This window comes from Variovorax sp. GW821-FHT06D12, assembly GCF_059419205.1.
Genome location: NZ_JBWKRI010000008.1, coordinates 206,357 through 228,736 on the forward strand (window position 1 = coordinate 206,357; position 22,380 = coordinate 228,736).

The following is a 22,380-nucleotide window of genomic DNA, read 5'->3' on the forward strand; positions in this document are numbered from 1 at the left end:
GAACTCCTTGATCGATGAACCCCATGAGCACCCCCACTGCACGCATCCCGTTCCACCTGGCCTTTCCCGTGCGCGACATCGCCGAGGCGCGCGCCTTCTACGGCGAGTTGCTCGAATGTCCCGAAGGCCGCAGTTCGACCGAGTGGGTCGACTTCAACTTCCACGGCCACCAGATCGTGGCGCACCTGGCGCCCGACGAATGCGGCCACAAGACGCACAGCGCCGTGGACGGCCATGACGTGCCCGTGCGCCACTTCGGCGCCGTGCTGCCGATGGACCTGTGGCAGGCGATGGCCGACAAGCTCATCGCACGCCAGACGCCATTCGTGATCGAGCCCTACATCCGGTTCAAGGGCGAGCCCGGCGAACAGGCGACGATGTTCTTTCTCGACCCGTCGGGCAACGCCATCGAGCTGAAGTCCTTTGCGGACCTGGATTCGCTGTTCGCCGTCTGAAAGCGCCGACGTGAAAACAACCCACTGCCTTCTGGCGGCCGCAACGGCCGCGGCGCTCTTGCTGAGCGCCGGGCGTGCATCCGCCCAAACCGACGTGCTGAAGAAGATCAGGGAGTCCGGCGCCATCACCATGGGTGTGCGCGACGCCTCGGGCGCCATGTCCTTCACCCTGGGGCCCGGCAGCTACACGGGCTTTCACGTCGAGGTCTGCGAACGTGTCATTGCCGACATCGGGAAGGCGTTGCAGATCGGCAAGATTCACGTGAAGTACCAGCTCGTCACGCCGCAGAACCGCATGCCGCTCGTGCAGAACGGAACGGTCGACATCGAGTGCGGCACCACGACCAACAATGCGGCGCGCCAGAAAGACGTCGCGTTCGCTCCGACGCTCTATGTCGAAGGGGTTCGCATCGCGGTCAAGGCGACATCCGGCGTTGCTTCGGCGGCTCAGCTCGCCGGCAAGGCGGTGGCCGTCACGACGGGGAGCACCTCCGTCCAGCTGCTGAGAAAACTCAAGCGCGACAACGCCCCGGAGATTGCGGAGGTGTACGCCAAGGACAACAGCGAAGGGTTCCTGCTGCTCGAATCGGGCCGCGCGGAGGGCTTCGTCGCCGACGGGCAGATCCTTGCCACCTTGATTTCCAGGAGCAAGGAGCCCGCGCAGTACCGGCTGCTCGACCAGGTGCTCAGCGTCGAGCCGATCGCGATCATGATTCCCAAGGGCGATGCCGCGTTCAAGAAGCTGGTCGATCAAAGCGTCCTGGCGTTGGCAAGGAGCGGGGAGGCCGCGCGGCTCTACGACAAGTGGTTCATGCAACCCATTGCGCCGCACGGCGCGAAGGTGGGGCTGCCGGCCAGTGCCCTGACCAGGGCCGCCTGGGCCAACCCCAGCGACAAGCCGATGGAAGACTACGAGGTGCGATAGGGCGGCACCCGCAAGGCGACGAGGTCGAATCAGGCGATCAGGTCGAAGCAGCAGCCCGCGTAGTACGGCTTGTCGCCGCCATCGACGAAGGGCACCTCGATCGGCTTGCCCTCGTTGCGCCACACGTCGCGCTTGCGGTAGCCGGCGCGTGCCAGGTCGGCCAGCAGCTCGTCGTGGTGCTGGATGCGGTAGGCGCACACGGCCACGCCGATGCTGTTGAGCGTGTAGATCGTGCGCTCGGGGTGCACGGCCGTGGTGTTCATGACGATGCGCCGGGGCTTCACGGCGAGCGCGGAAAGAATCGCGTCCATGCGCATCGGCAGGTACTGCAGGCTGCCCGACACGTACAGCACGTCGCAGCCGCTCGCGTCGCGGTAGTCGGTGGTGAAGCCGAGCTGCGCGGTCGCCTCGCGCTTGACGGCCATCGCGCGGCCGCTCTCGACCACGCCGGGCACGTCGCACACCGTCCAGCGCAGGGTGTCGGGGTAGCTCAGCACGCGCCGGAAGGCGTAGTACTTGATGCCGACGTGCCCGCCCAGGTCGAACACGCGCGTCAGGCCCGCATCGATGGAGCGGCCCAGCCAGAAGAGGCCGGGATAGTCGTAGAAATAGATCTGCGGGCTGTAGAGCTCGCCCGCGTCGGCGTTGGCGTAGCCGATGGCCTTGGAGGGCGGCGCGCCGGCCTCGGCCGCCTCGAAGCTCTCGAACGACCCCATGAAGAGGTTCTCGTCCGTGTTGTTCAGGAACTTGCGCCGGTAGGCGCTTTCGCGGGGCGGGAAGGTCAGCAGGCTTGAAAGCATGTCTCTCTCCTGTGGCTCTGCCCATTCTGAGCGCAACCGGCGCCTTTGGGGCGATAGCCCAGCGCCGCGGGGGCGGTTACCCCGTGGGGCTTTACATGCCGCTCGCCAGTGCCGCAGCCGCCGCGCGGGTCTCCACCCCCAGCTTCTCGAAGATGTGCTCCAGGTGCTTGTTCACCGTGCGTGGGCTGGTGCCCAGGATCTCGCCGATGTCGCGGTTGGTCTTGCCCTTGGCGAGCCAGGACAGCACCTCGGTCTCGCGCGGCGTGAGGGCCGCGTCGGCCAGGCGCGCGGCCGGGCCTTCGCGCTGGATGGCGAACAGCAGCATCGTCTCGCCGAGCGCCGCCGCGCCCAGGTTGCGCACCGACAGGCGCATGCCCGTGGCGGTGCCGATGGCGATCGATGCACCCGGCGCCAGCGCAGGCTCCACCGACGCGGGCAGGCGCCCCGGCGCCACCGGGTCTTCGAGCGCGTGCAGCCACAGCGCGGCCTGCGGCGAGCGCCAGGCGATGCGCCCGCGCGTGTCGACGAACACCACGCCCATGCCCGCCACGTCGACCGCGTCGCGCGCCATGCGCGTGATGCGGGCGTTGCGCGTGTGCGTGTGCAGGCGCGCCAGCACCTCCTGCGCGCGGATCGGCTTCACCACGTAGTCGACGCCGCCGCACTCGAAGCCCTCGACCACGTGCGCGGTTTCCGACAGGCCCGTCATGAACAGCACCGGAATGTGCGCCAGCGCCGCGTTGGCCTTGATGCGCCGGCAGGTCTCGAAGCCCGAGAGGCCGGGCATCAGGCCGTCGAGCAGGATCGCGTCGGGCACCACCAGCTCGAGCCGCTGCAGCGCGGCCTCGCCGTCGGCCGCCACCAGCACGGTGTAGCCGCTGGCCTCGAGCGTGTCGCACAGCATGCCCAGGCTGCTGGGGGCGTCGTCCACCACCAGCACGACGGGGCGTTCGGATTCATGACCGGGCAAGGGGAGTGTCTGCATCTTCTGCCAGTGCGTTGCGGAGGTTGTCGAGTTCGAAGCGCGCGACCATGCCGCGCAGCCAGGTGCAGGTGGCCGCCGCCGCGGGCGAGGCCGCGGCCAGCCGGTCGAGCGCGGTGTGCAGGCCGCGCACATGGCCCATCTGCACCAGGCGCATGAGGTCGGCGCGGTCGTCTTCGCCGAGCGCGAGCAGGGGCGGGCGCGGCGGCGCGAGGTCGGGGTCGGCGGGCGGCGGCATCGCATCGCCGGTCGCCAGCCATTCGAGGCCCAGGTGCCGTTCCAGCGTGGCGATGAGTTCCGACTCGATCACCGGCTTGCCCACGAAGGCCTGGCAGCCCGCGGCGCGCAGCCGGTCGGCCTGGTTCTCGAACATGTTGGCCGAGACGATGATGATCGGCAGTTCGGCAAAGCCCGAGGCCCGCACCGAGCGCGCGGTCTGCCAGCCGTCCATGTCGTCCATCGTCAGGTCCAGCAGGATGGCCGAGGGCAGCTCTTCGCGCAGGCTGTCCAGGCACTCGGTGCCGCTGGCCGCCTCGCGCACCGTGAAGCCCAGCGGCGCGAGCATGCCGGCGAGCATCTGGCGCTGCACCGGCTGGTCGTCCACCACCAGCAGCGTGCGGCGCTCGCCCAGGTAGCCCGACACCGGTTCGCGCGAGCCCGCCTGCGGGCCGGGGTCAGCCACCTCACGCAGGTACACGCGCACGCTGAAGGTGCTGCCCGCCGACGAGGTCGACGCCAGCTTGAGCTCGCCGCCCATGAGCGAGGTGAGCAGCCCGGTGATCGTCAGGCCCAGCCCCGTGCCCGGCTCGCCGCGCCGGCGGCCCGCGGCGCCGCGCTCGAAGGGCAGGAAGATGCGCTGGCGGTCCTGCGGCGCCACGCCGATGCCGGTGTCGACCACGTCGAAGCGCAGCACCTCGCGCCGCGCGTCCACATGCAGCGTGACGGTGCCGCTGTCGGTGAAGCGCACGGCGTTGGTCAGCAGGTTGATGAGGATCTGGCGCAGCCACTTCACGTCGGCATGCACCCACGGCGGCAGCCGGCCCGCGTGCGTGTAGACGAACGCCAGGCCCTTGGCCTCGGCCTGCGGTCGCACCATCTGCACCACCTGGTCGAGAAAGGCCGGCAGCGCCAGCGGCGAGGGCTCCAGCTGCAGCCGGCCGGCCTCGATGCGCGCGAGGTCGAGCAGGCCGTCGATGAGGCCCAGCATGTGCTCGCCGCTGCGGTGGATGGTCTGCACCGCCTCGCGCGGCGGCAGGGCCGAGTCGCCGCCCTTGAGCAGGATCTGCGAGTAGCCCAGGATGCTGTTGAGCGGCGTGCGCAGCTCGTGCGTCATGCCGGCCACGTAGCGCGTCTTGGCCTGGTTGGCGGCTTCGGCGGCTTCCTTGGCGGTCTGCAGCGCGGCATCGGTGCGGCGGTGCGCTTCGATCTCCAGGGCCAGCAGGTTGTTGTGGCGGTTCGATTCTTCCTGCGCCATCTGCCGGCTCTCGCTGCCCAGCACCACCCACCACGCGGCCACGGCGGCGACCACCGAGAGCAGCGCGAACACTTTCAAAAAGGCCGTCGCCATCGCCGAATCGATGGTGCCCGCGATGGCCTCCTGCGCGTAGACCACGCCCACCACCGTGGCCAGCAGCGCGATGAGCGAGGTGGCGACCAGCAGGTAGTGCGCCACGCGGAAGTTGAGCCGTGCCGACAGCGCGGGCGGCAGCAGCGCCTGCAGCCAGCCGCTCATCTGCTCGGCCGCGCGCGAGTCGGTCTTGCAGCGGTCGTGGCAGCGCGACTCGAGCGTGCAGCACAGCGAGCAGATCGGCGCGCTGTAGGCCGGGCAGTGCGCCATGTCTTCCGACTCGAAGCTGTTGTCGCATACCGAGCACTTCACGCTCTGGCCCGGCGTCCAGCGGTCGATGTCGGTGCGCGCCAGGTAGTAGCGCCCGCGCGTCTGCCATGCGAGCAGCGGCGACACGGCCATGGCCGTGGCCAGCGCGATGAAGGGCGAGAAGGCCCGCGCCCACTGGCCCAGCGCGCCCGAGTAGGCCAGCATCGCCAGTGCCGCCGCCACCAGCATCGCGACCAGGCCCACGGGGTTGATGTCGTACAGGTGCGCGCGCTTGAACTCGATGGTCTTCGGGCTCCAGCCCAGCGGCTTGTTGATGACCAGGTCGGCCACCAGCGCGCCGACCCAGGCGATGGCGATGTTGCTGTAGAAGCCCAGCACGTGCTCCAGCGCGGCGAACACGCCCAGCGCCATCAGCAAAATCGCGATGGCCACGTTGAACACCAGCCACACCACGCGCCCCGGGTGGCTGTGCGTGAGCCGCGCGAAGAAGTTCGACCACGCCAGCGACCCCGCATAGGCGTTGGTCAGGTTGATCTTCATCTGCGAGACCACCACGAACAGCACCGTGATGCCCAGCACCCAGGCCGGGTCGCGCAGCACGTACGAGAAGCCCGTGAGGTACATCTGCGTCGGCTCGATCGCGTGGTTGGCCGGTATCTCGTGCTGCAGCGCCAGGAAGGCGAGGAACGCGCCTCCCATCATCTTCAGCATGCCCGGCACGATCCAGCCTGGCCCGGCGACCAGCACTGCCGTCCACCAGCGCCCGCGGTTGGCGGCGGTCTTCTCGGGCAAAAAGCGCAGGTAGTCGACCTGTTCGCCGATCTGCACCACGAGCGAGAAGGCCACCGTGGCCGCCGCGCCGAACATCAGCGGATCGAAGCCGCTGCTGTCCGAGGTGCGGCCCACGAGGCCGGTGAAGTCGGCATACAGCTCGGGCTTCTTCACCATCACCGCGATGAAGGGGCAGACGAACAGCACGATCCAGATCGGCTGCGTCCACAGCTGCAGCCCCGAGATCAGCGTGATGCCGCGCGCCACCAGCGGAATGATCACGATCGACGACACCAGGTACAGCAGCCACAGCGGCCAGTCCAGGTACATCTGCAGCGCCAGCGCGAGGATGGCCGCTTCGAGCGCAAAGAAGATGAAGGTGAAGCTCGCGTAGATCAGCGAGGTGAGCGTGGAGCCCAGGTAGCCGAAGCCCGCGCCGCGCGTGAGCAGGTCCATGTCGACGCCATGGCGCGCGGCGTAATACGAGATGGGCAGGCCGGTCAGGAAGGTGATGAGCCCCACCACCAGGATGGCCCACAGCGCGTTCGAGAAACCGTAGCTCAGCGCGATCGCGCCGCCGATGGCCTCCAGTGCCAGGAACGAGGTGGCGCCGAAGGCCGCGTTGGCCACGCGGAACTCCGACCACTTGCGAAAGCTGCGCGGCGTGTAGCGCAGCGCGTAGTCCTCCAGCGTCTCGTTCGCGACCCAGGCGTTGTAGTCGCGGCGGATGCGAAAGATCTTCTGTCCGGAGACGGATGTCATGGCGGGTTCTCGCGGCGGCGGCTGTGGCATGCGTCAGGTACAGCAAGAAGCGCTCCCTGCTGTCTCCTGCGTTGTCTGGCTCGGGAGTCTGCGGGTGGGGCGGGGCACCGCCGCTACGTTGAATGACGTATTCGCGCAGAGGCAAGTGATTTCTAAAGTACCAGCCATGGTGCTAGCGGCACCGTCCGATGCACTGCGATGGTGCGCGGCTCTCCCTTCTTTCAACCTGCCTGGAGTTCCTGATGTCGCGTGATTCCGACCCTTCCTCTCTCGATGCCATGGCACTGCGCCGCCGTCGCCTGTTGCAGGGCGCCGCCGCGCTGCCCGTGATGGGCCTGAGCGGCCTGAGCTTCGGCCAGGGGCAGTTCCCCACGGCCAAGGTCAACACCACCAAGCTCGCGGTGACCGACACCGAAGTCACGGTGGGCCAGCTGCATTCGTCCACCGGCACCATGGCCATCTCGGAGACCGGCTCCATCCAGGCCGAGCAACTGGCCATCGACCAGATCAACGCGATGGGCGGCATCCTGGGCCGCAAGATCAAGGTCATCAAGGAAGACGGCGCCTCCGACTGGCCGACCTTCGCCGAGAAGTCGAAGAAGCTGCTGGTCAACGACAAGGTCGCCGCCGTGTTCGGCTGCTGGACCAGCGCCTCGCGCAAGGCCGTGCTGCCGGTGTTCGAGAAAGAGAACGGCCTGCTGTACTACCCGACCTTCTACGAAGGCCTGGAGCAGAGCAAGAACGTGATCTACACGGGGCAAGAGGCCACGCAGCAGATCATCTGGGGCCTCGACTGGGGCGCGAAGGAGAAGAAGGCCAAGACCTTCTTCCTGGTCGGCTCCGACTACATCTGGCCGCGCACCTCCATGAAGATCGCGCGCAAGCACATCGAGAACTTCCAGAAGGGTTCGGTCAAGGGCGAGGAGTACTACCCGCTGGGCCATACCAACTTCAACTCGCTGATCAACAAGATCAAGGTGGCCAAGCCCGACTGCATCTTCGCGGGGGTGGTGGGCGGCTCGAACGTAGCCTTCTACAAGCAGCTCAAGGCCGCGGGCATCACGGGCGACAAGCAGTTCCTGCTGACGCTGGCCGTGACCGAAGACGAGATGACCGGCGTGGGCGGCGAGAACTTCGCGGGCTTCTATTCGTCGATGAAGTACTTCCAGACGCTGGACAACGAGAACAACAAGAAGTTCGTGGCCGCCTTCAAGGCCAAGTACGGCAAGGACGCGGTGATCGGCGACGTGACGCAGGCGGGCTACCTCGGCCCGTGGCTGTGGAAGGCGGCGGTGGAGAAGGCGGGCAGCTTCGACATCGACAAGGTGGTGGCGGCGTCGCCGGGCATCGAGCTGAAGACCGCGCCGGAGGGCTACGTGAAGCTCGACGCCAACCACCACCTGTGGAGCAAGGCGCGCATCGGGCAAGGGCAGCTGGATGGCAGCTTCAAGGTCGTTGCCGAATCGGGCGAACTGATCAAGCCCGATCCGTTCCCCAAGGGGTATCAGTAACTCCCCCGAAACGGCTCACTTCGTGTAGCCGCCTCCCCCTCAAGGGGGCGACACCAGCGGCCCGGCAAAGCCGGTTCCGCGGTGTCTCACGACTTGTTCCCTGACCCTTACCGGATATTGCGCAATGAGCCTCTCGGACATGATGAACATCGGCCTGATGCAGGGCTTCGCGGGGCTGAGCCTCTTCGCGGTGCTGCTGCTCATGGGCCTCGGGCTCGCGATCATCTTCGGGCAGATGGGCGTGATCAACATGGCGCATGGCGAGTTCATGACCATCGGCGCCTACTCGATCTTCCTGGTCGCGCAGGTGACCGAGCGCATGGCGCCCTCGCTCATGCCGTACTACTTCCCGATCGCGATCGGGCTGGCCTTCGTGTTCGCCTTCATCGCGGGCTGGCTCGTGGAATGGGCGCTGATCCGCCACCTGTACAAGCGGCCACTCGACACGCTGCTCGCCACCTGGGGCGTGAGCCTGGGCCTGCAGCAGATCTTTCGCACCTTCATCGGCCCGAAGGAAGTGAGCCCCACGCTGCCCGAGTGGCTCATGGGCTCGTGGACGCCGCATGAAGGCCTGGACATTCCGATCAACGGCCTGTTCGTGCTGGCGCTCACCGCGCTGGTCACGGGCGGCGTGCTCATCGCCTTGCACAAGAGCCGCTGGGGCCTGCGGGTGCGCGCCACCGTGGCCAACCGCACGATGGCCAACGCCACCGGCATCGACACGAAGAAGACCGACCGCCTCACCTTCGCCATCGGCTGCGGCATTGCGGGCGTGGCGGGCGCGGCCTTCACCACCATCGGCTCGACCGGGCCGACCTCGGGGTCGCTGTACATCGTCGACGCCTTCCTGGTCGTCACTTTCGGCGGCGCGGCCAGCTTGCTGGGAACGGTGGTCTCGGCCTTCGGCATTGCGCAGACCCAGTCGATCTCGGAGTTCTTCATGACCGGCTCGATGGCCAAGGTGCTGACGCTGTCGCTGATCGTGCTGATTCTCATGATGCGACCGCAGGGACTTTTCGCAGTCAAGGTCCGTCGCTGAACCCGAATCCTTCCCGGAGAACCTCCCGATGAATTTCCTCAAGGCCTCGATCCGGCGCTACCAGCTCGGCAGCCTCCTGCTGCTGGTGCTGCTGCTCGCGGTGGTGCTGCCGCTGTCGCTCGACATCTTCCGCCTCAACCTCGTGGGCAAGTACCTCAGCTACGCCTTCGTGGCCGTGGGCCTCGTCATGGTGTGGGGCTACGGCGGCGTGCTGAGCCTGGGGCAGGGCGTGTTCTTCGGCATCGGCGGCTACGCGATGGCGATGTTCCTGAAGCTCGAAGCCTCCGACCCGATCACCACCAAGATCCAGTCGACGCCCGGCATTCCGGACTTCATGGACTGGAACCAGATCACCGAGCTGCCCGCGCTGTGGCTGCCGTTCAAGAGCCTGCCGCTGAGTCTGGCGCTGGTGGTGCTGGCACCGATGGCGCTGGCCTGGCTCATCAGCTTCGCGATGTTCAAGCGCCGCGTGGGCGGCGTGTACTTCGCGATCATCACGCAGGCGGTGGCGCTGATCTGCACCGTGCTCATCATCGGCCAGCAGGGCTACACGGGCGGCGTGAACGGCATGACCGACCTGAAGACGCTGCTGGGCTGGGACACCCGCACCGACAGCGCCAAGTACATCCTCTACTACGTCTGCGTGGGCCTGCTGGTGGCCAGCATCGTGCTGTGCCGCTGGGTGCAGACGAGCAAGCTGGGCACGCTGCTGCTGGCCATGCGCGACAAGGAAGACCGCGTGCGCTTCTCGGGCTACGACGTGTCGAACTTCAAGGTCTTCACCTTCTGCCTGGCGGCCGGGCTCTCGGGCATCGGCGGCGCGATGTTCGCGCTGCAGGTGGGCTTCATGTCGCCGAGCTTCGTGGGCATCGTGCCCTCGATCGAGATGGTGATCTTCTGCGCCGTCGGCGGCCGCATGAGCCTGGTGGGCGCGGTGTACGGCGCGCTGCTGGTGAACGCGGGCAAGACGCTGTTCTCCGAGAGCTTTCCCGACCTGTGGCTGTTCCTGATGGCCGCGCTCTTCATCGGCGTGACCATGGCCTTCCCGATGGGCCTGGCGGGTCTGTGGGAAGACACGATCAAGCCGTGGTGGGCCTCGCGCCGCCAGGCCCTGCGCGACGCCGCGACGAAGCCACCGCCCGCCGCCGTGTCGGCCCCTTCACCCGTCGCTGCGCCGCAGGCCGAGGCCGTGCTGCCCGAAGGCATCGGCCGCCAGCGCGCTTGACCGAACCCGGAGTCCCACCCCATGAGCAACACCGACTTCGCCCTCGCCGTGGAAGACCTCAGCGTCTCCTTCGACGGCTTCAAGGCCATCGACGACCTGACGCTGTACATCGACAGGAACGAGCTGCGCGTGATCATCGGCCCCAACGGCGCCGGCAAGACCACGCTGCTGGACCTGATCTGCGGCAAGACGCGCGCCAGCGCCGGCAGCATCAAGTTCAAGAACACCGAGCTCACGAAGATGGCCGAGCACAAGCGCGTGCGGCTGGGCATCGGGCGCAAGTTCCAGACGCCGTCGATCTACGAGAACCTCAGCGTGTTCCAGAACCTGGAGGTGTCCTTTCCGAAGGGGCGCTCGGTGTTCGGCGCGCTGGCCTTCCAGTGCGACGACGAGGTCAAGGGCAAGGTGCAGGCCATCGCCACGGAGATCGGCCTGGCCGACAAGCTCGGCACCGAAGCGGGCCTCCTGAGCCACGGCCAGAAGCAGTGGCTGGAGATCGGCATGCTGCTGATGCAGGAGCCCGAGCTCCTGATGCTCGACGAGCCCATTGCCGGCATGAGTGCGCGCGAACGCGAGCTCACGGCCGACCTGCTGCAGCGCATCTGCCGCAACCGCGCCGTGATCGTCATCGAGCACGACATGGCCTTCGTGAAGCAGATCGCGCACAAGGTCACCGTGATGCACCAGGGAAAGATCCTCGCCGAAGGGCCGATGGAGAAGGTGCAGGCGGACCCGAAGGTCATCGACGTCTACCTGGGCCACTGAACCATGAGCACCATCATGCTGAAGGTCGACGACCTGCACACCGCCTACGGCCAGAGCGAGGCGCTGCACGGCATCTCGTTCGTGGGCCATGCCAACGAAACCATCGCCATCATGGGCCGCAACGGCATGGGCAAGACCACGCTGTTCAAGAGCCTCATGGGCGTGCTGCCGATCAAGAGCGGGCGCATCGAAGTGGCGGGGCAGGACGTGTCGCGCGACGAGAGCTTTCGCCGCGTGGCCAAGGGCATCGCGTACGTGCCGCAGGGCCGCATGATCTTCCCGACGCTGACCGTGGAAGAGAACATCCAGACCGGCCTGGAGAACTCGAAGACCCGCCGCATCCCCGAAGAAATCTACGCGCTCTTCCCCGTGCTGTGGGACATGAAGAGCCGCAAGGGCGGCAACCTCTCCGGCGGCCAGCAGCAGCAGCTCGCCATTGCGCGCGCGCTCGTCACCGACCCCAAGGTGCTGCTGCTCGACGAGCCCACCGAGGGCATCCAGCCTTCGATCATCAAGGACATCGCCAAGGCGCTCAACGAGATCCGCAAGCTGCGCGGCATCACCATCGTCGTGTCCGAGCAGGTGCTGAGCTTCGCGATGGACGTGGCCGACCGGCTGTTCGTCATCGAAGGCGGCCGCCTCGTGCACGAGACCGCGCGCGACAAGACCGATGTGGAACACATCAAAGCCTATCTCTCTGTCTAACCACAACCCCAGGAGCCACTGCACATGACGGACACGCTGATCAAGGTCGACCTGACCAAGCCGCCCACGGAGAACGAGAACATCCACAACCGCTGGCATCCGGACATTCCGATGGCCTGCTGGGTCAACCCGGGCGACGACTTCATCCTCGAGACCTTCGACTGGACCGGCGGCTTCATCAAGAACAACGACAGCGCCGACGACGTGCGCGACATCGACCTGAGCACGGTGCACTACCTCTCGGGCCCGGTGGGCGTGAAGGGTGCCGAGCCCGGCGACCTGCTGGTGGTCGACCTGCTCGACATCGGCGCCAAGCAGGACAGCCTGTGGGGCTTCAACGGCTTCTTCTCGAAGAAGAATGGCGGCGGCTTTTTGACCGATCACTTTCCCGAAGCGCAGAAATCGATCTGGGACTTCAAGGGCATGTTCACCAGCTCGCGCCACATTCCGGGCGTGAACTTCGCGGGCCTGATCCATCCGGGCCTCATCGGCTGCCTGCCCGACAAGCCCATGCTCGACATGTGGAACGAGCGCGAAGGCAAGCTCATCGCCACCGACCCGGACCGCGTGCCCGGCCTGGCCAACCCGCCGTTCGCCGGCACCGCCCACATGGGCAGGATGACGGGCGAGGCGAGGGCGAAGGCCGCCGCCGAGGGCGCGCGCACCGTGCCGCCGCGCGAGCACGGCGGCAACTGCGACATCAAGGACCTGTCGCGTGGCTCGAAGGTGTTCTTCCCCGTGTATGTCGACGGCGCGGGCCTGAGCGTGGGCGACCTGCACTTCAGCCAGGGCGACGGCGAGATCACCTTCTGCGGCGCCATCGAGATGGCCGGCTGGGTGCACATGAAGGTCACGCTCATCAAGGGCGGCATGGCCAAGTACGGCATCAAGAACCCGATCTTCAAGCCCAGCCCGATCACGCCGCAGTACAACGACTACCTGATCTTCGAAGGCATCTCGGTCGACGAGAGCGGCAAGCAGCATTACCTGGACGTGAACGTGGCCTACCGCCAGGCCTGCCTGAACGCCATCGAGTACCTGAAGAAGTTCGGCTATTCGGGCGCGCAGGCCTATTCGATCCTGGGCACGGCGCCGGTGCAGGGCCACATCAGCGGCGTGGTCGACGTGCCCAACTCGTGCGCCACGCTGTGGCTGCCCACGGGCATCTTCGACTTCGACATCAACCCGAACGCGTCGGGGCCGGTGAAGTTCATCGACGGCAGCATCGACATGCCGCTGTCGCACGACCTGCGTTGACGCCATGCCGACCTACGACTACGCCTGCGGGAAGTGCGGCGGCTTCGAATCGCTGCGGCCTTCGGGCCAGCGCGACGAGCCCGCCGCCTGCCCCGATTGCGGCACGGCTTCGCCGCGCGTGTTCACGGCCGCGCCGCGCCTGGCGCTGATGGCCGCCGATACGCGGCACGCGATGGCGACCAATGAACGCGCACGCCATGAGCCTTCGAGCTCGCGCGACTATGCGCGGCTGCGGCATCCCTCGGGCTGCGGTTGCTGCGCGGGATCGTCGCGGCGCAGTGCCACGCAGACCGCGCCGAACGGCGCGAAATCGGCCCCGTCGCGGCGGCCCTGGATGATCTCGCACTGAGGGGGCGGCGTGCATTCCTTGCATGCATCAGGCGCATGCAAAGAATGCCGATGACGAGAACTTTCTCGTGCGTTCCCTCTGGAGGGCAGGGTTCCGGCCGCCGCATCGCATGCGCGAGCGACGCGCGATTGTTTCAATCCCGTGAACGCCGCGATTCCTTTTGCTGCCGTTTTTTTGGGCGCTTCAGGTTCAAACTTCATTCCATCGACACACCACCTGAAGGAGATTGAAATGAATGCCTCGAAGACCCTCGCCGCCGTTGCCCTCTCGCTCTTGGCTGCTGCCGGTGCCCACGCTGAAACCTATGACGGCGTGCACACCGTGAACTCGACGCTCTCGCGTTCGGAAGTCGCGTCGCAAGCCGTGGCCGCCGCCCGCGCCGGCAACGAGTACAGCGACGGCGCCACCGCTGGCGCACAGACCTTCACCTCGACCGCCGACCGCTCGACGATCCGCGCTGAAGCCGTCGCCAAGGCCCACGACCCGCTCGCCAGCCTCGACCGCCGCGCGTTCTACCGCGACGAAGTGCCGGCTGCGTACAAGAAGCCCAGCGTGTCGTTCACGCGCCAGGCTGGCCTGTAATTGGTCGACGGCAGCTCCTCGAGAGCTGCAAGGAAAGATCGGGCCTTCGCAGGCTGTGTGAATAGCCTGCGCTGAGTTCGCGAAACATGCCCTTCAGGCGTTTGTCTGAGGGGCATTTTTCATGGGCCCTCTCACATCGGGCCGGCTGCGCTCATTTCTTCGAGAGCATGGTCTCGATGGCGTGCTTGGCGAGCATCTCCGTTTCCGCGGTCGACGTGGGGTCCAGGGCCAGGTCGCCCAGCATCCGAAGCGCCGTGGCCTTGTCGCCGCGCTCGGCCAGGGTTTTGGCCTTGGTCACCAGGAACCAGCCCCTGGTCTCGGGATCCGGATCCTTGCGCAATCCTTTTTCGATGAACTGGAGGCGCTTCACGGGATCGTCTTCCACGCGGGCCATTTCCTGCCAGCCTGGGGCGAAGTCTGGATAGTGGGTGCTCAGCTCGACGGCGGCCTGCTTCCATGCCTTCTTTTCGAGCATCCATTCGAACTCGAGCCTGAACAACCGCTGGGCCGTGCCGCGGGGCAGCTTCCCCTGCATCTCCAGCTGGAGCGTGGGCAGGATCGTCCAGGTCCTGAGAAAGCCCCGGGGCGACAGGCTGTCGACGCGGCGATGGAGCTCATAGGCCTTCGCAACGTTTCCTTCGTCGAGGTAGTCCTCTGCCAAGCTGTAGATCGGGTAAGGCCACTGGGGACTGGCTTCAGCGGCAGCTTCGTAGTGGCGACGCGCTGTCTCGTAGTCCTTTTTCAGCGAGGCCCGGTCAGCGAGCTCCTTCAGCCTCCAGGCCTTGGAGGAGGGCTTGCCTTGAAACAGGGCGGCATTTCTGAGGCGACTGAAGCTGTCGTTGACATCGCCGAAGGTCAGCACGCGACCGGCCTTGTCCGTGTGGATGACGTCCGTTGCGGTCTGGGCGTGAAGGGGTTGCGCCAGGGCCAGCAGGAGGGGCAGGGCATGCAGGAGGTGCTTCGCGGATTTCATGGGCGGGTGCGGGTTCGGCGCGGGAGGGGTTGCCGATGATAGGCATCCCGGTTTGGCCGGATCGCGCGGGTCGAGCGCACGAAACCGCCATGGTTGCCGGGTAAGCTCGCGGCCCATGAAGCGCAACAGCACTCCCCGCACGTCCAAGTCCACCGGCGGCAAGGCTGCCGCGGCGCCCGCCGCCGAGGCATCCGACGTCCCGGTGTCGGCCGTGCTGGCGCGCATCGAAACCCTGTGGTCGTCGCTCGGCCCCGTGGGCCAGCGCATCGCCGACTTCATCGTGAAGAACCCGCGCGAGGTGGTCCACATGTCGGTGAGCGAGGTGGCGGAGCGCACCGGCTCCAGCGAAGGCAGCATCGTCGGCCTGTGCAAGAACCTGGGCGCCACGGGCTTCCAGCAGATCAAGATCGCGCTGGCGCAGGAGATCGTGCGACCGGTGCAGTTCATCCACGAAGACCTCGACCCGCAGGACAAGGCCGACGCGGTCATCCGCAAGATCTTCCAGAGCAACGTGCAGACGCTGCACGACACGCAGTCGATGCTCGACGCGAAGGCGATGGAGCGCGCGGTGCAGCTGTTTCGCAAGGCCGAGCGCATCGAGATCTACGGCATCGGCAGCTCGGCCACCATCGCCGAGGACGCGCACTACCGCATGCTGCGCATCGGCCTCAATGCCAAGGTGGTGGTCGATTCGCACGTGCAGGCCATCAGCGCCTCGCTCACGAATGCGAAGACGGCGGTGCTGACGATTTCGCATTCGGGCAGCACGCACGAGACGGTGACGGCCACGCGCCTCGCGAAGGAGGCGGGCGCGGCCACGGTGTGCATCACCAACTTCGGCAAGTCGCCGATCCAGGCCTTTGCCGACGTGCTGCTGTTCACCATGGCGCGGGAAACCAACTTCCGCACCGAGGCGATGACGAGCCGGCTGGCACAGCTGGCGATCATCGACGTGCTGATCGCCTGCCTGGCGCTGTCGGACTACGACACCTCGGTGCGCACGCTGCGCCAGACCTTCGACGTGCTCTCGCTCAAGCGGTACTGAGGCGCGGGTTCCACTGCTTCTGAGACGGGCGGCACGAGCAGTCCGGCGACCGTGGGCGCCACCGCGCCCGGCGATTCACCCACCAGCACGCAGGCCAGGCCAAGCCGAGCGGCGCCTTCGCCATCGGTCAGCGGGTTGTCGCCGACCACCACCGTGCGCCCGGCGTGCGCGCCGAGGCGGCGCAGGCCTTCCTCGAACAGCAGCGGCGCGGGCTTGCCGACCACGCACCACGGCTGCACGCCGCTGGCCGCGACCACGGCCGCGAGCAGCGCGCCGGTCTCGGGCACCACGCGGCCGTGCGGGCCCGGGTGCGTGGCGTCGGCGTTGGTCACCATCAGCCTGGCACCGCGCCGCAGTGCGTTCGCGATGACCGACAGGCGCGCGTGGCTGAAGTGCATGTCGAGCGCCAGCAGCACGACGTCGGCCTCGGCCTCCACGGACACCAGCCGGCAGCCCTGTGTGCGCGCGTAGCGCTGCAGGGCAGGGCTGGCGGCCAGCAGCACGCGCGCCTGCGGATGCTGCTGCGCCAGCTGGCGCACCGCGAGTTCGCCGGCCAGCACGATGCGCTCGGGCGGCACGCGCAGGCCCAGCTTGCGCAGCCGCACCGACAGGCCGTGTGCCGTGTGCGTGGAGTTGTTGGACACGATGGCGTAGCGGTCGTGAAAGTGCGCCAGCAGGCGGGCCGCGCCGTCGATGGCTTCCTGCTGGCGCACCAGCGTGCCGTCGAGGTCGACCAGCAGGTGGCGGGCCTGCGCCAGCGCCTGGATGCCGCTGCCGTTCATGGTCCCTGTTGTCGTGTGATGCGTGCTCATGGATCTCCGGGAGTGGGGCCGTCGTGGGGGCTCGGCCGTGGCGGCGGATTCTATTGAATATTGCTCAGTGGTATTTGAATTTTGAAATGAGCTTATTTCATTTCCCTGTCATCTGCGGCTCCTAAAGTTCTCTTCATCGGGGCGTTGCAACCGCACGCCCACCGCTTTCCAAACGAAGGAACCGACCATGAAAAAGCTCCTGGCCCTTGCGGCCGCCGCCCTCTCGCTGACTGCCGCGCTGCCGCTGGCCGCGCAAGCCCAATCGGTGGCCGACGGCTCGCGCGAGCGGCCGCTGCGCGTGCTGCTGATCCCGGCCGACGGCGGCACCGAGTCGGGCACCAAGGCCGACTACGCGCCGGTGTTCAACGCCATCACGCGCAGCACCGGCCTGAACTTCGACCTCAAGGTCGGCCAGTCGTACGGCGCGGTGGTCGAGGGCATGTGCAACCAGCTCGCCGACATCGCCTTCTTCGGCCCGGTGTCGTACGTGCAGGCGAACAAGCGCGGCTGCGCGCAGCTGTTGGCCGTGGGCGTGGAGAAGGGCGCCTCGGTCTACTACGCGGGCATGTTCGCCAAGGCCAACGCGCCCATCGCCTCGGTCAAGGACCTCAAGGGCAAGCGCGTGGCCTTCGGCGACGTCAACTCGGCCTCGAGTTTCACCTTCCAGGTCGCGATGCTGCTCGACGCCGGCATGGACCCGGCCAAGGACCTCGGCGCCATCCGCATGACCGGCAGCCACGCCAGCAGCCTGGCCGCGCTGGTGCAGGACCAGGTCGACGTGGCCTCGCTCTCGTTCGACTCCTACGAGAAGGCGGTGAAGCAGGGCGTGGTCGACCCGAAGACGGTGAAGGTGGTGGCACGCAGCATGCCCATTCCGTACCCGCCGCTGGCGCTCAACTCGAAGCTGCCCGAGCCGCTGAAGGCAAAGCTCAAGGACGCCTTCCAGACCGTGAACAAGGCCCCCGGCGTCACGCCCGACATGATCCGCGGCTACGGCGGCGGCAAGATCGACGGCTACGACACCAAGTTCTCGGAAGCCGAGTTCAACGTCGCCGCCGAAAAGCTCGGCCTGCTGACCGACGAGCTCAAGGGCCGCATCCTCGCCAAGTCCGCCGAGCGTTGAGCGTCGCCATGCTGAATTTCGAATCGGTCGCCATGCACTACGCCGACGGCACGCGCGCGCTCGACGGCGTGTCGCTGCAGGTGCCGGCGGGGCAGTTCTGCGTGGTGCTGGGCGCCTCGGGCGCGGGCAAGTCGACGCTGCTGCGCATGGCCAACGGGCTGGTCAAGCCCACGCAGGGCGCGGTGCAGGTCGAGGGCGTGCAGATCGCTGCCCACTCGCTGGCCCGCATCCGCCCGCGCATCGGCATGATCCACCAGCAGTTCAACCTGGTGCTGCGCTCCACGGTGGCCGACAACGTGCTGGCCGGTGCGCTGCCCGCGGTGCCGACATGGCGCGCGCTGCTCGGCCTGTTCACCGATGAGCAGCGTGCCAAGGCCTGCGCGCTGATCGAATCGGTCGGGCTGCAGGAGCAGCACCTGCTGCGCCGCGTGAGCGAACTCTCGGGCGGCCAGCAGCAGCGCGTGGGCATCGCGCGCGCCTTCATGCTCGAGCCGCCGCTGGTGCTGGCCGACGAGCCCGTGGCCAGCCTCGACCCGCAGACCAGCCACGACGTGCTGTCGCTGCTGCGCACGCAGGCCCGCGAGCGCGGCACCACCGTGCTGTGCAGCCTGCACCAGATCGAACTGGCCTGCGAGTTCGCCGACCGCATCGTGGCGCTGCGCCACGGCGCCGTGGTGTTCGACGGTGCGCCCGTGGCCTTCGACCCGAAGGTGTTCGACGCGGTCTACGGGCGCACGCCGGCGCCCGCGCGGCCCGCGCCCGAAGCGCCGTTGCCGCTGCATGCCGGCGCGCTGGAGCTGGTGCCATGAGCCGCCCCGCATCCGCCTGGGACCTGCCGCGCCCCTTCGGCGCGCGCAGCCTCGCCGTGCTGCTGCTCGTGGTGGTGGTCGGCTTCTTCGCCGGCCAGCGCGTGGAGATGGGCCGCATGCTGTCGCTCACGGGCGAGGGCGTGCTCGCGGCCGTCGGCTTGCGCGACCAGTCGCAGGTGCTGTCGGGCCTGGGCACCATCGCCAAGTCGCTCTTTCCGCCGCAGGTGTCGGAGCGCACGGAGGTGTCGCGCATCGAGGGCTTCGACCGCGAGCGGCTGCCGTGGTTCTCGCATGTCGAGACCGAGGAGTCGCGCCAGCCCAAGCTCAACCCGCAGACGCTGCAGATGGAAGAGGTGGTCGACCGGCGCGAGGTGCTGGTCGAGCCCTTCGGCTACCTCTGGCACGTGGCGGTGAAGATGCTGGAGACCTTCGAGATCGCCATCTGGGCGACGCTGCTGGCCATCGTGCTGAGCGCGCCGCTGGCCTGGTGCAGCGCGAAGAACTACACGCCGAACCGCGCCGTCTACACGCTGGCGCGCGGTGTGGTCGGCATGTTCCGCGCGGTGCCCGAGCTGGTGAGTGCGCTGTTCCTGGTGCTCGCCTACGGCTTCGGTCCGATTGCCGGCGTGCTCGCATTGGCACTGCATTCGGCGGGCTTCCTCGGCAAGTTCTACGCCGAAGACATCGAGACCGCCGACGACAAGCCGCAGGAGGCGCTGCGGGCCATCGGCGCCAGCAAGTTGAAGGTGATGCGCTTCGCGGTGCTGCCGCAGGTGATGCCGCAGTTCATCGCCTACACGCTGTACATCCTCGACCGCAACGTGCGCATGGCCACCGTGGTGGGGCTGGTGGGCGCGGGCGGCATCGGCCAGGAGCTGAAGGGCCGCTACGACATGTACAACTACGCACACGTCGGAACGATCCTGATCGCGATCTTCCTCACGGTGCTCGTGCTCGACAGGGTCGCAGCCCGGCTGCGCAGCCGCTATGCCTGAGCGCTGACACCCACCCCTGCGCCCACTTCGGGCACCCGACTTCATTCCGTTTCTTCCCGTTCCGGTGCAAGCCCTTCGAGGCCTGCACGGCCCGGCTTCGCCCTGCTTTTCTTCCCACGCCCCTTCGATCCAGAAAAGGACACCTTCATGACCTCACGTTCTTCCCGGTATGGCCTCGCTGCGGCGGGCTTTCTCCTGTGCCTGAGCCTTGCCGCGTGCGGCGGCGGAGGGGGCGGTGGCGGCGGCCTGCCGGTGCTGCCGCCCACCGGCCCCACGCCCCCGACCACCACGCCGGAGCAGCCCGGCCCGACGCCGGCGCTGAAGTGCGCACCCTGAGCCGCGCGCCGCCTTCATCCACGCGCCTTCCATTTCTTCTGTTTTTGTCCTCGCGTTGAAAGACTCCCCATGAACCCCTCCAACCGTCGCGATTTCTTCCGCAAGTCGGCCGGTGCCGTCGGCGCGGCCTCGGCCCTCACCCTGCTGCCGCCCACGATCCGCAAGGCGCTCGCCGTCGAGGCCGCGGTCGACACCGGCACCATCAAGGACATCAAGCACGTCGTGATCCTGATGCAGGAGAACCGCAGCTTCGACCACTACTTCGGCACGCTGCGCGGCGTGCGCGGTTTCGGCGACCGCTTTCCGATTCCGCTGGCCAACGGCAAGTCGGTGTACTTCCAGTCGAACCCCGCGGGCGGCGCGGAGATTCCGCCGTTCCGCCGCGACTCGACGATTGCCAACGCGCTGATCGGTTCGGGCACGCCGCACAACTTTCCCGACCAGCAGGCTGCTTGGAACCAGGGAAAGATGGACCGCTGGATCCAGTTCAAGAACCAGGCCACGATGGGCTACTACCTGCGCGAGGACATCCCGTTCCAGTTCGCGCTGGCCGATGCCTTCACGGTGTGCGATGGCTACCACTGCTCCATCCTCACCGGCACCGACCCGAACCGCATCGTGTTCTGGTCGGGCTCCAACTTCAACCCGGAGCTGCGCAAGAAGGGCATCAACAGCACCGACACCGACTCCGAACCCGTGAACTCGCGCTGCTGGCCCAAGCCGTCCAACTGGGTGGCGAACCGCCCGCAGGAGGCCGACGGCTCCGGCCAGAAAGACCCGATCACGGGCGACTACAACTACAAGTACGTCAACAACGCCTTCAAGTGGGACACCCTGCCCGACGTGCTGCAGAAGAAGGGCGTCAGCTGGCACATCTACCAGAACATGAACAACAACTGGACGGGCGCCATGCACGGCTGCCTGGCCTTCGAGAGCTTCCGCACCGCGCAGCCGGGCTCGCCGATCTATGAGCACGGCCTCACGGGCGGCCCCGACACGGCCGACGGCGCCACCAACTTCCTGGCCCAGCTCAAGCAGGACGTGATGACGGGCAAATTGCCGGACGTCTCGTGGGTGCTGCCCACGCAGGCGCTGGCCGAGCACCCCGGCAGCAGCGAAGGCACGGCCGGCGCGGCCGACTTCATCGCCGACGTGCTGGACGCGCTCACGTCCAACCCGGCGGTGTGGAGCAAGACCGCGCTGTTCGTGACCTTCGACGAGAACGACGGTTTCTTCGATCACCTGGCCATGCCGGCCGTGCCCTCGTACGACGCCAACGGCACGCTCATGGGCAAGTCGACCGTGCCGCTGGAGGGCGAATACTTCGACGCCTCGGTGGGCAGCTACCTGGCCGCCGCCGACAACACCACCACCGGCAAGATCCGCCCCTGGGGCCTGAGCTCGCGCGTGCCGATGTACGTGGTGTCGCCGTGGAGCAAGGGCGGCTGGGTCAACTCGCAGGTGTTCGACCACACCTCGGTCGGCCGCTTCCTCGAGAAGCGTTTCGACATCACCGTGGATGCGATCAGCCCGTGGCACCGCGCCGTGTGCGGCGACCTCACGACCTGCTTCGACTTCGTGAGCCCGAACGACCCGGTCGTTCCCAAGCTGCCCGACACGAGCAACTTCCCCGCGATCAATGCGGCGCAGCGGCTGTTGCCCACGGCCCCCGTGAGAAACGCCCCCGCCACGCCGCAGCCGCTGTACCAGGAGACCGGCACGCGCTTCTCGCGCGCGCTGCCCTACGAGTTGCACACCAGCGCACGCGTCGAGCCGCGCGGCCTGGTGCAGCTGGTGTTCGCGAACTCCGGCACGCAGGGCGCCGTGTTCCATGTGTACGACAAGCTGCACCTGGACCGCATCCCGCGCCGCTACACGGTCGAAGCCGGCAAGCAGCTGGCCGACTACTGGAACACCGGCGCCAGCGACAGCGGCAAGTACGACCTGTGGGTCTACAGCACCAACGGCTACGTGCGCAGCTTCCAGGGCGACGCACTGGCCTTCGACACCGCCGGCTTCAAGCCCGAGGTGCAGGTCTGCTACGAACCGGTCGACGGGCAGGTCTACCTGAAGGTGCACAACAACGGCAAGGCGGCCGGCAAGGTCACGGTGACGGCCAATGCGTACCGCAACGACGGCCCCTGGACGCTCGAGGTCGCGCCGGGTGCCACCGGCATGCTGCACTGGAGCCTGGACAAGAGCGGCTACTGGTACGACTTCACCGTCAGCGCCGGGCACACCGAGCGCCGCTTCGCGGGCCGCGTCGAGACCGGCAAGCCCGGCGTGAGCGATCCGGCCATGGCCCTGCACCTGAAGGCCTGA

At 67.4% G+C, this 22,380-nt stretch carries 21 protein-coding genes; 16 read left to right on the forward strand and 5 right to left on the reverse strand.

Features of this window, described 5'->3' with window-relative positions; all coding sequences use genetic code 11:
* Positions 1–23: 23 nt before the first annotated feature.
* Positions 24–455 carry a VOC family protein gene (locus AC07SQ_RS24055; protein WP_495271528.1) on the forward strand — a complete coding sequence of 144 codons (432 nt, stop codon included), beginning with the start codon at positions 24–26 and terminating at the stop codon, positions 453–455.
* Positions 456–465: 10 nt separating this feature from the next.
* Positions 466–1,380: an amino acid ABC transporter substrate-binding protein gene (locus AC07SQ_RS24060; RefSeq protein WP_495271527.1), complete on the forward strand. Its 915-nt coding sequence runs from the start codon at positions 466–468 to the stop codon at positions 1,378–1,380.
* A gap of 29 nt (positions 1,381–1,409) precedes the next feature.
* Here the strand turns inward: AC07SQ_RS24060 and AC07SQ_RS24065 are convergent, their stop codons facing one another.
* The 3 genes from AC07SQ_RS24065 to AC07SQ_RS24075 form a co-directional block, all read right to left on the reverse strand.
* Positions 1,410–2,180, reverse strand: a complete 771-nt coding sequence (locus tag AC07SQ_RS24065; protein WP_495271526.1) for a TIGR04325 family methyltransferase — start codon at positions 2,178–2,180, stop codon at positions 1,410–1,412.
* A 91-nt stretch (positions 2,181–2,271) separates the two neighbouring features.
* The gene (locus AC07SQ_RS24070) at positions 2,272–3,165 is read right to left on the reverse strand and encodes a response regulator (RefSeq protein ID WP_447743601.1); all 894 of its coding nucleotides are present in this window, start codon (positions 3,163–3,165) and stop codon (positions 2,272–2,274) included.
* A complete protein-coding gene (locus AC07SQ_RS24075) occupies positions 3,137–6,532 on the reverse strand; it encodes a hybrid sensor histidine kinase/response regulator (RefSeq protein WP_495271525.1) in 3,396 nt (1,131 codons plus the stop codon). Before AC07SQ_RS24075 ends, AC07SQ_RS24070 begins: the two co-directional genes overlap by 29 nt.
* A gap of 242 nt (positions 6,533–6,774) precedes the next feature.
* Here AC07SQ_RS24075 and urtA point away from each other — a divergent pair, with 242 nt between their 5' ends.
* From urtA to AC07SQ_RS24115, 8 genes are all read left to right on the forward strand, one after another.
* Positions 6,775–8,043, forward strand: a complete 1,269-nt coding sequence (urtA, locus tag AC07SQ_RS24080) for an urea ABC transporter substrate-binding protein (protein ID WP_495271524.1) — start codon at positions 6,775–6,777, stop codon at positions 8,041–8,043.
* Between the two features lie 124 nt (positions 8,044–8,167).
* Positions 8,168–9,082: an urea ABC transporter permease subunit UrtB gene (urtB, locus tag AC07SQ_RS24085; RefSeq protein ID WP_495271523.1), complete on the forward strand. Its 915-nt coding sequence runs from the start codon at positions 8,168–8,170 to the stop codon at positions 9,080–9,082.
* A 28-nt stretch (positions 9,083–9,110) separates the two neighbouring features.
* The gene (urtC, locus tag AC07SQ_RS24090; RefSeq protein ID WP_495271522.1) at positions 9,111–10,307 is read left to right on the forward strand and encodes an urea ABC transporter permease subunit UrtC; all 1,197 of its coding nucleotides are present in this window, start codon (positions 9,111–9,113) and stop codon (positions 10,305–10,307) included.
* Between the two features lie 21 nt (positions 10,308–10,328).
* Positions 10,329–11,072 carry an urea ABC transporter ATP-binding protein UrtD gene (gene urtD, locus AC07SQ_RS24095; protein WP_095744996.1) on the forward strand — a complete coding sequence of 248 codons (744 nt, stop codon included), beginning with the start codon at positions 10,329–10,331 and terminating at the stop codon, positions 11,070–11,072.
* 15 nt (positions 11,073–11,087) lie between these two features.
* On the forward strand, positions 11,088–11,777 hold the full coding sequence (urtE, locus tag AC07SQ_RS24100; protein ID WP_062478384.1) for an urea ABC transporter ATP-binding subunit UrtE: 690 nt from the start codon (positions 11,088–11,090) through the stop codon (positions 11,775–11,777).
* 24 nt (positions 11,778–11,801) lie between these two features.
* Complete coding sequence (gene fmdA, locus AC07SQ_RS24105) at positions 11,802–13,034, forward strand: formamidase (protein ID WP_495271521.1); 1,233 nt, start codon at positions 11,802–11,804, stop codon at positions 13,032–13,034.
* Positions 13,035–13,038: 4 nt separating this feature from the next.
* On the forward strand, positions 13,039–13,383 hold the full coding sequence (locus AC07SQ_RS24110) for a zinc ribbon domain-containing protein (protein ID WP_495271520.1): 345 nt from the start codon (positions 13,039–13,041) through the stop codon (positions 13,381–13,383).
* Between the two features lie 231 nt (positions 13,384–13,614).
* On the forward strand, positions 13,615–13,965 hold the full coding sequence (locus tag AC07SQ_RS24115) for an alpha/beta hydrolase (protein WP_319360766.1): 351 nt from the start codon (positions 13,615–13,617) through the stop codon (positions 13,963–13,965).
* A 151-nt stretch (positions 13,966–14,116) separates the two neighbouring features.
* Here the strand turns inward: AC07SQ_RS24115 and AC07SQ_RS24120 are convergent, their stop codons facing one another.
* The gene (locus tag AC07SQ_RS24120) at positions 14,117–14,938 is read right to left on the reverse strand and encodes a tetratricopeptide repeat protein (RefSeq protein WP_495271519.1); all 822 of its coding nucleotides are present in this window, start codon (positions 14,936–14,938) and stop codon (positions 14,117–14,119) included.
* Between the two features lie 115 nt (positions 14,939–15,053).
* Between AC07SQ_RS24120 and AC07SQ_RS24125 the strand changes: the two genes are divergently transcribed.
* Positions 15,054–15,983, forward strand: a complete 930-nt coding sequence (locus AC07SQ_RS24125; RefSeq protein ID WP_223301301.1) for a MurR/RpiR family transcriptional regulator — start codon at positions 15,054–15,056, stop codon at positions 15,981–15,983.
* Here the strand turns inward: AC07SQ_RS24125 and AC07SQ_RS24130 are convergent.
* Positions 15,920–16,795 (reverse strand): HAD-IIA family hydrolase, encoded by an 876-nt coding sequence (locus AC07SQ_RS24130; RefSeq protein WP_495271518.1) that lies wholly within the window; start codon positions 16,793–16,795, stop codon positions 15,920–15,922. The genes AC07SQ_RS24125 and AC07SQ_RS24130 overlap by 64 nt on opposite strands.
* A 187-nt stretch (positions 16,796–16,982) precedes the next feature.
* On the opposite strand from AC07SQ_RS24130, the gene AC07SQ_RS24135 reads away from it, so the two are divergent.
* From AC07SQ_RS24135 to AC07SQ_RS24155, 5 genes are all read left to right on the forward strand, one after another.
* The gene (locus AC07SQ_RS24135) at positions 16,983–17,918 is read left to right on the forward strand and encodes a phosphate/phosphite/phosphonate ABC transporter substrate-binding protein (RefSeq protein ID WP_070060360.1); all 936 of its coding nucleotides are present in this window, start codon (positions 16,983–16,985) and stop codon (positions 17,916–17,918) included.
* An 8-nt stretch (positions 17,919–17,926) separates the two neighbouring features.
* Entirely contained in the window at positions 17,927–18,727 is an 801-nt protein-coding gene (gene phnC, locus AC07SQ_RS24140; protein WP_495271517.1) for a phosphonate ABC transporter ATP-binding protein, read from the forward strand.
* Positions 18,724–19,722 carry a phosphonate ABC transporter, permease protein PhnE gene (gene phnE / locus AC07SQ_RS24145; RefSeq protein ID WP_495271516.1) on the forward strand — a complete coding sequence of 333 codons (999 nt, stop codon included), beginning with the start codon at positions 18,724–18,726 and terminating at the stop codon, positions 19,720–19,722. The genes phnC and phnE overlap by 4 nt, the downstream gene beginning before the upstream one ends.
* A gap of 147 nt (positions 19,723–19,869) precedes the next feature.
* A complete protein-coding gene (locus AC07SQ_RS24150; protein WP_082548916.1) occupies positions 19,870–20,058 on the forward strand; it encodes a hypothetical protein in 189 nt (62 codons plus the stop codon).
* Between the two features lie 69 nt (positions 20,059–20,127).
* Positions 20,128–22,380 carry a phosphocholine-specific phospholipase C gene (locus AC07SQ_RS24155; protein WP_495271515.1) on the forward strand — a complete coding sequence of 751 codons (2,253 nt, stop codon included), beginning with the start codon at positions 20,128–20,130 and terminating at the stop codon, positions 22,378–22,380.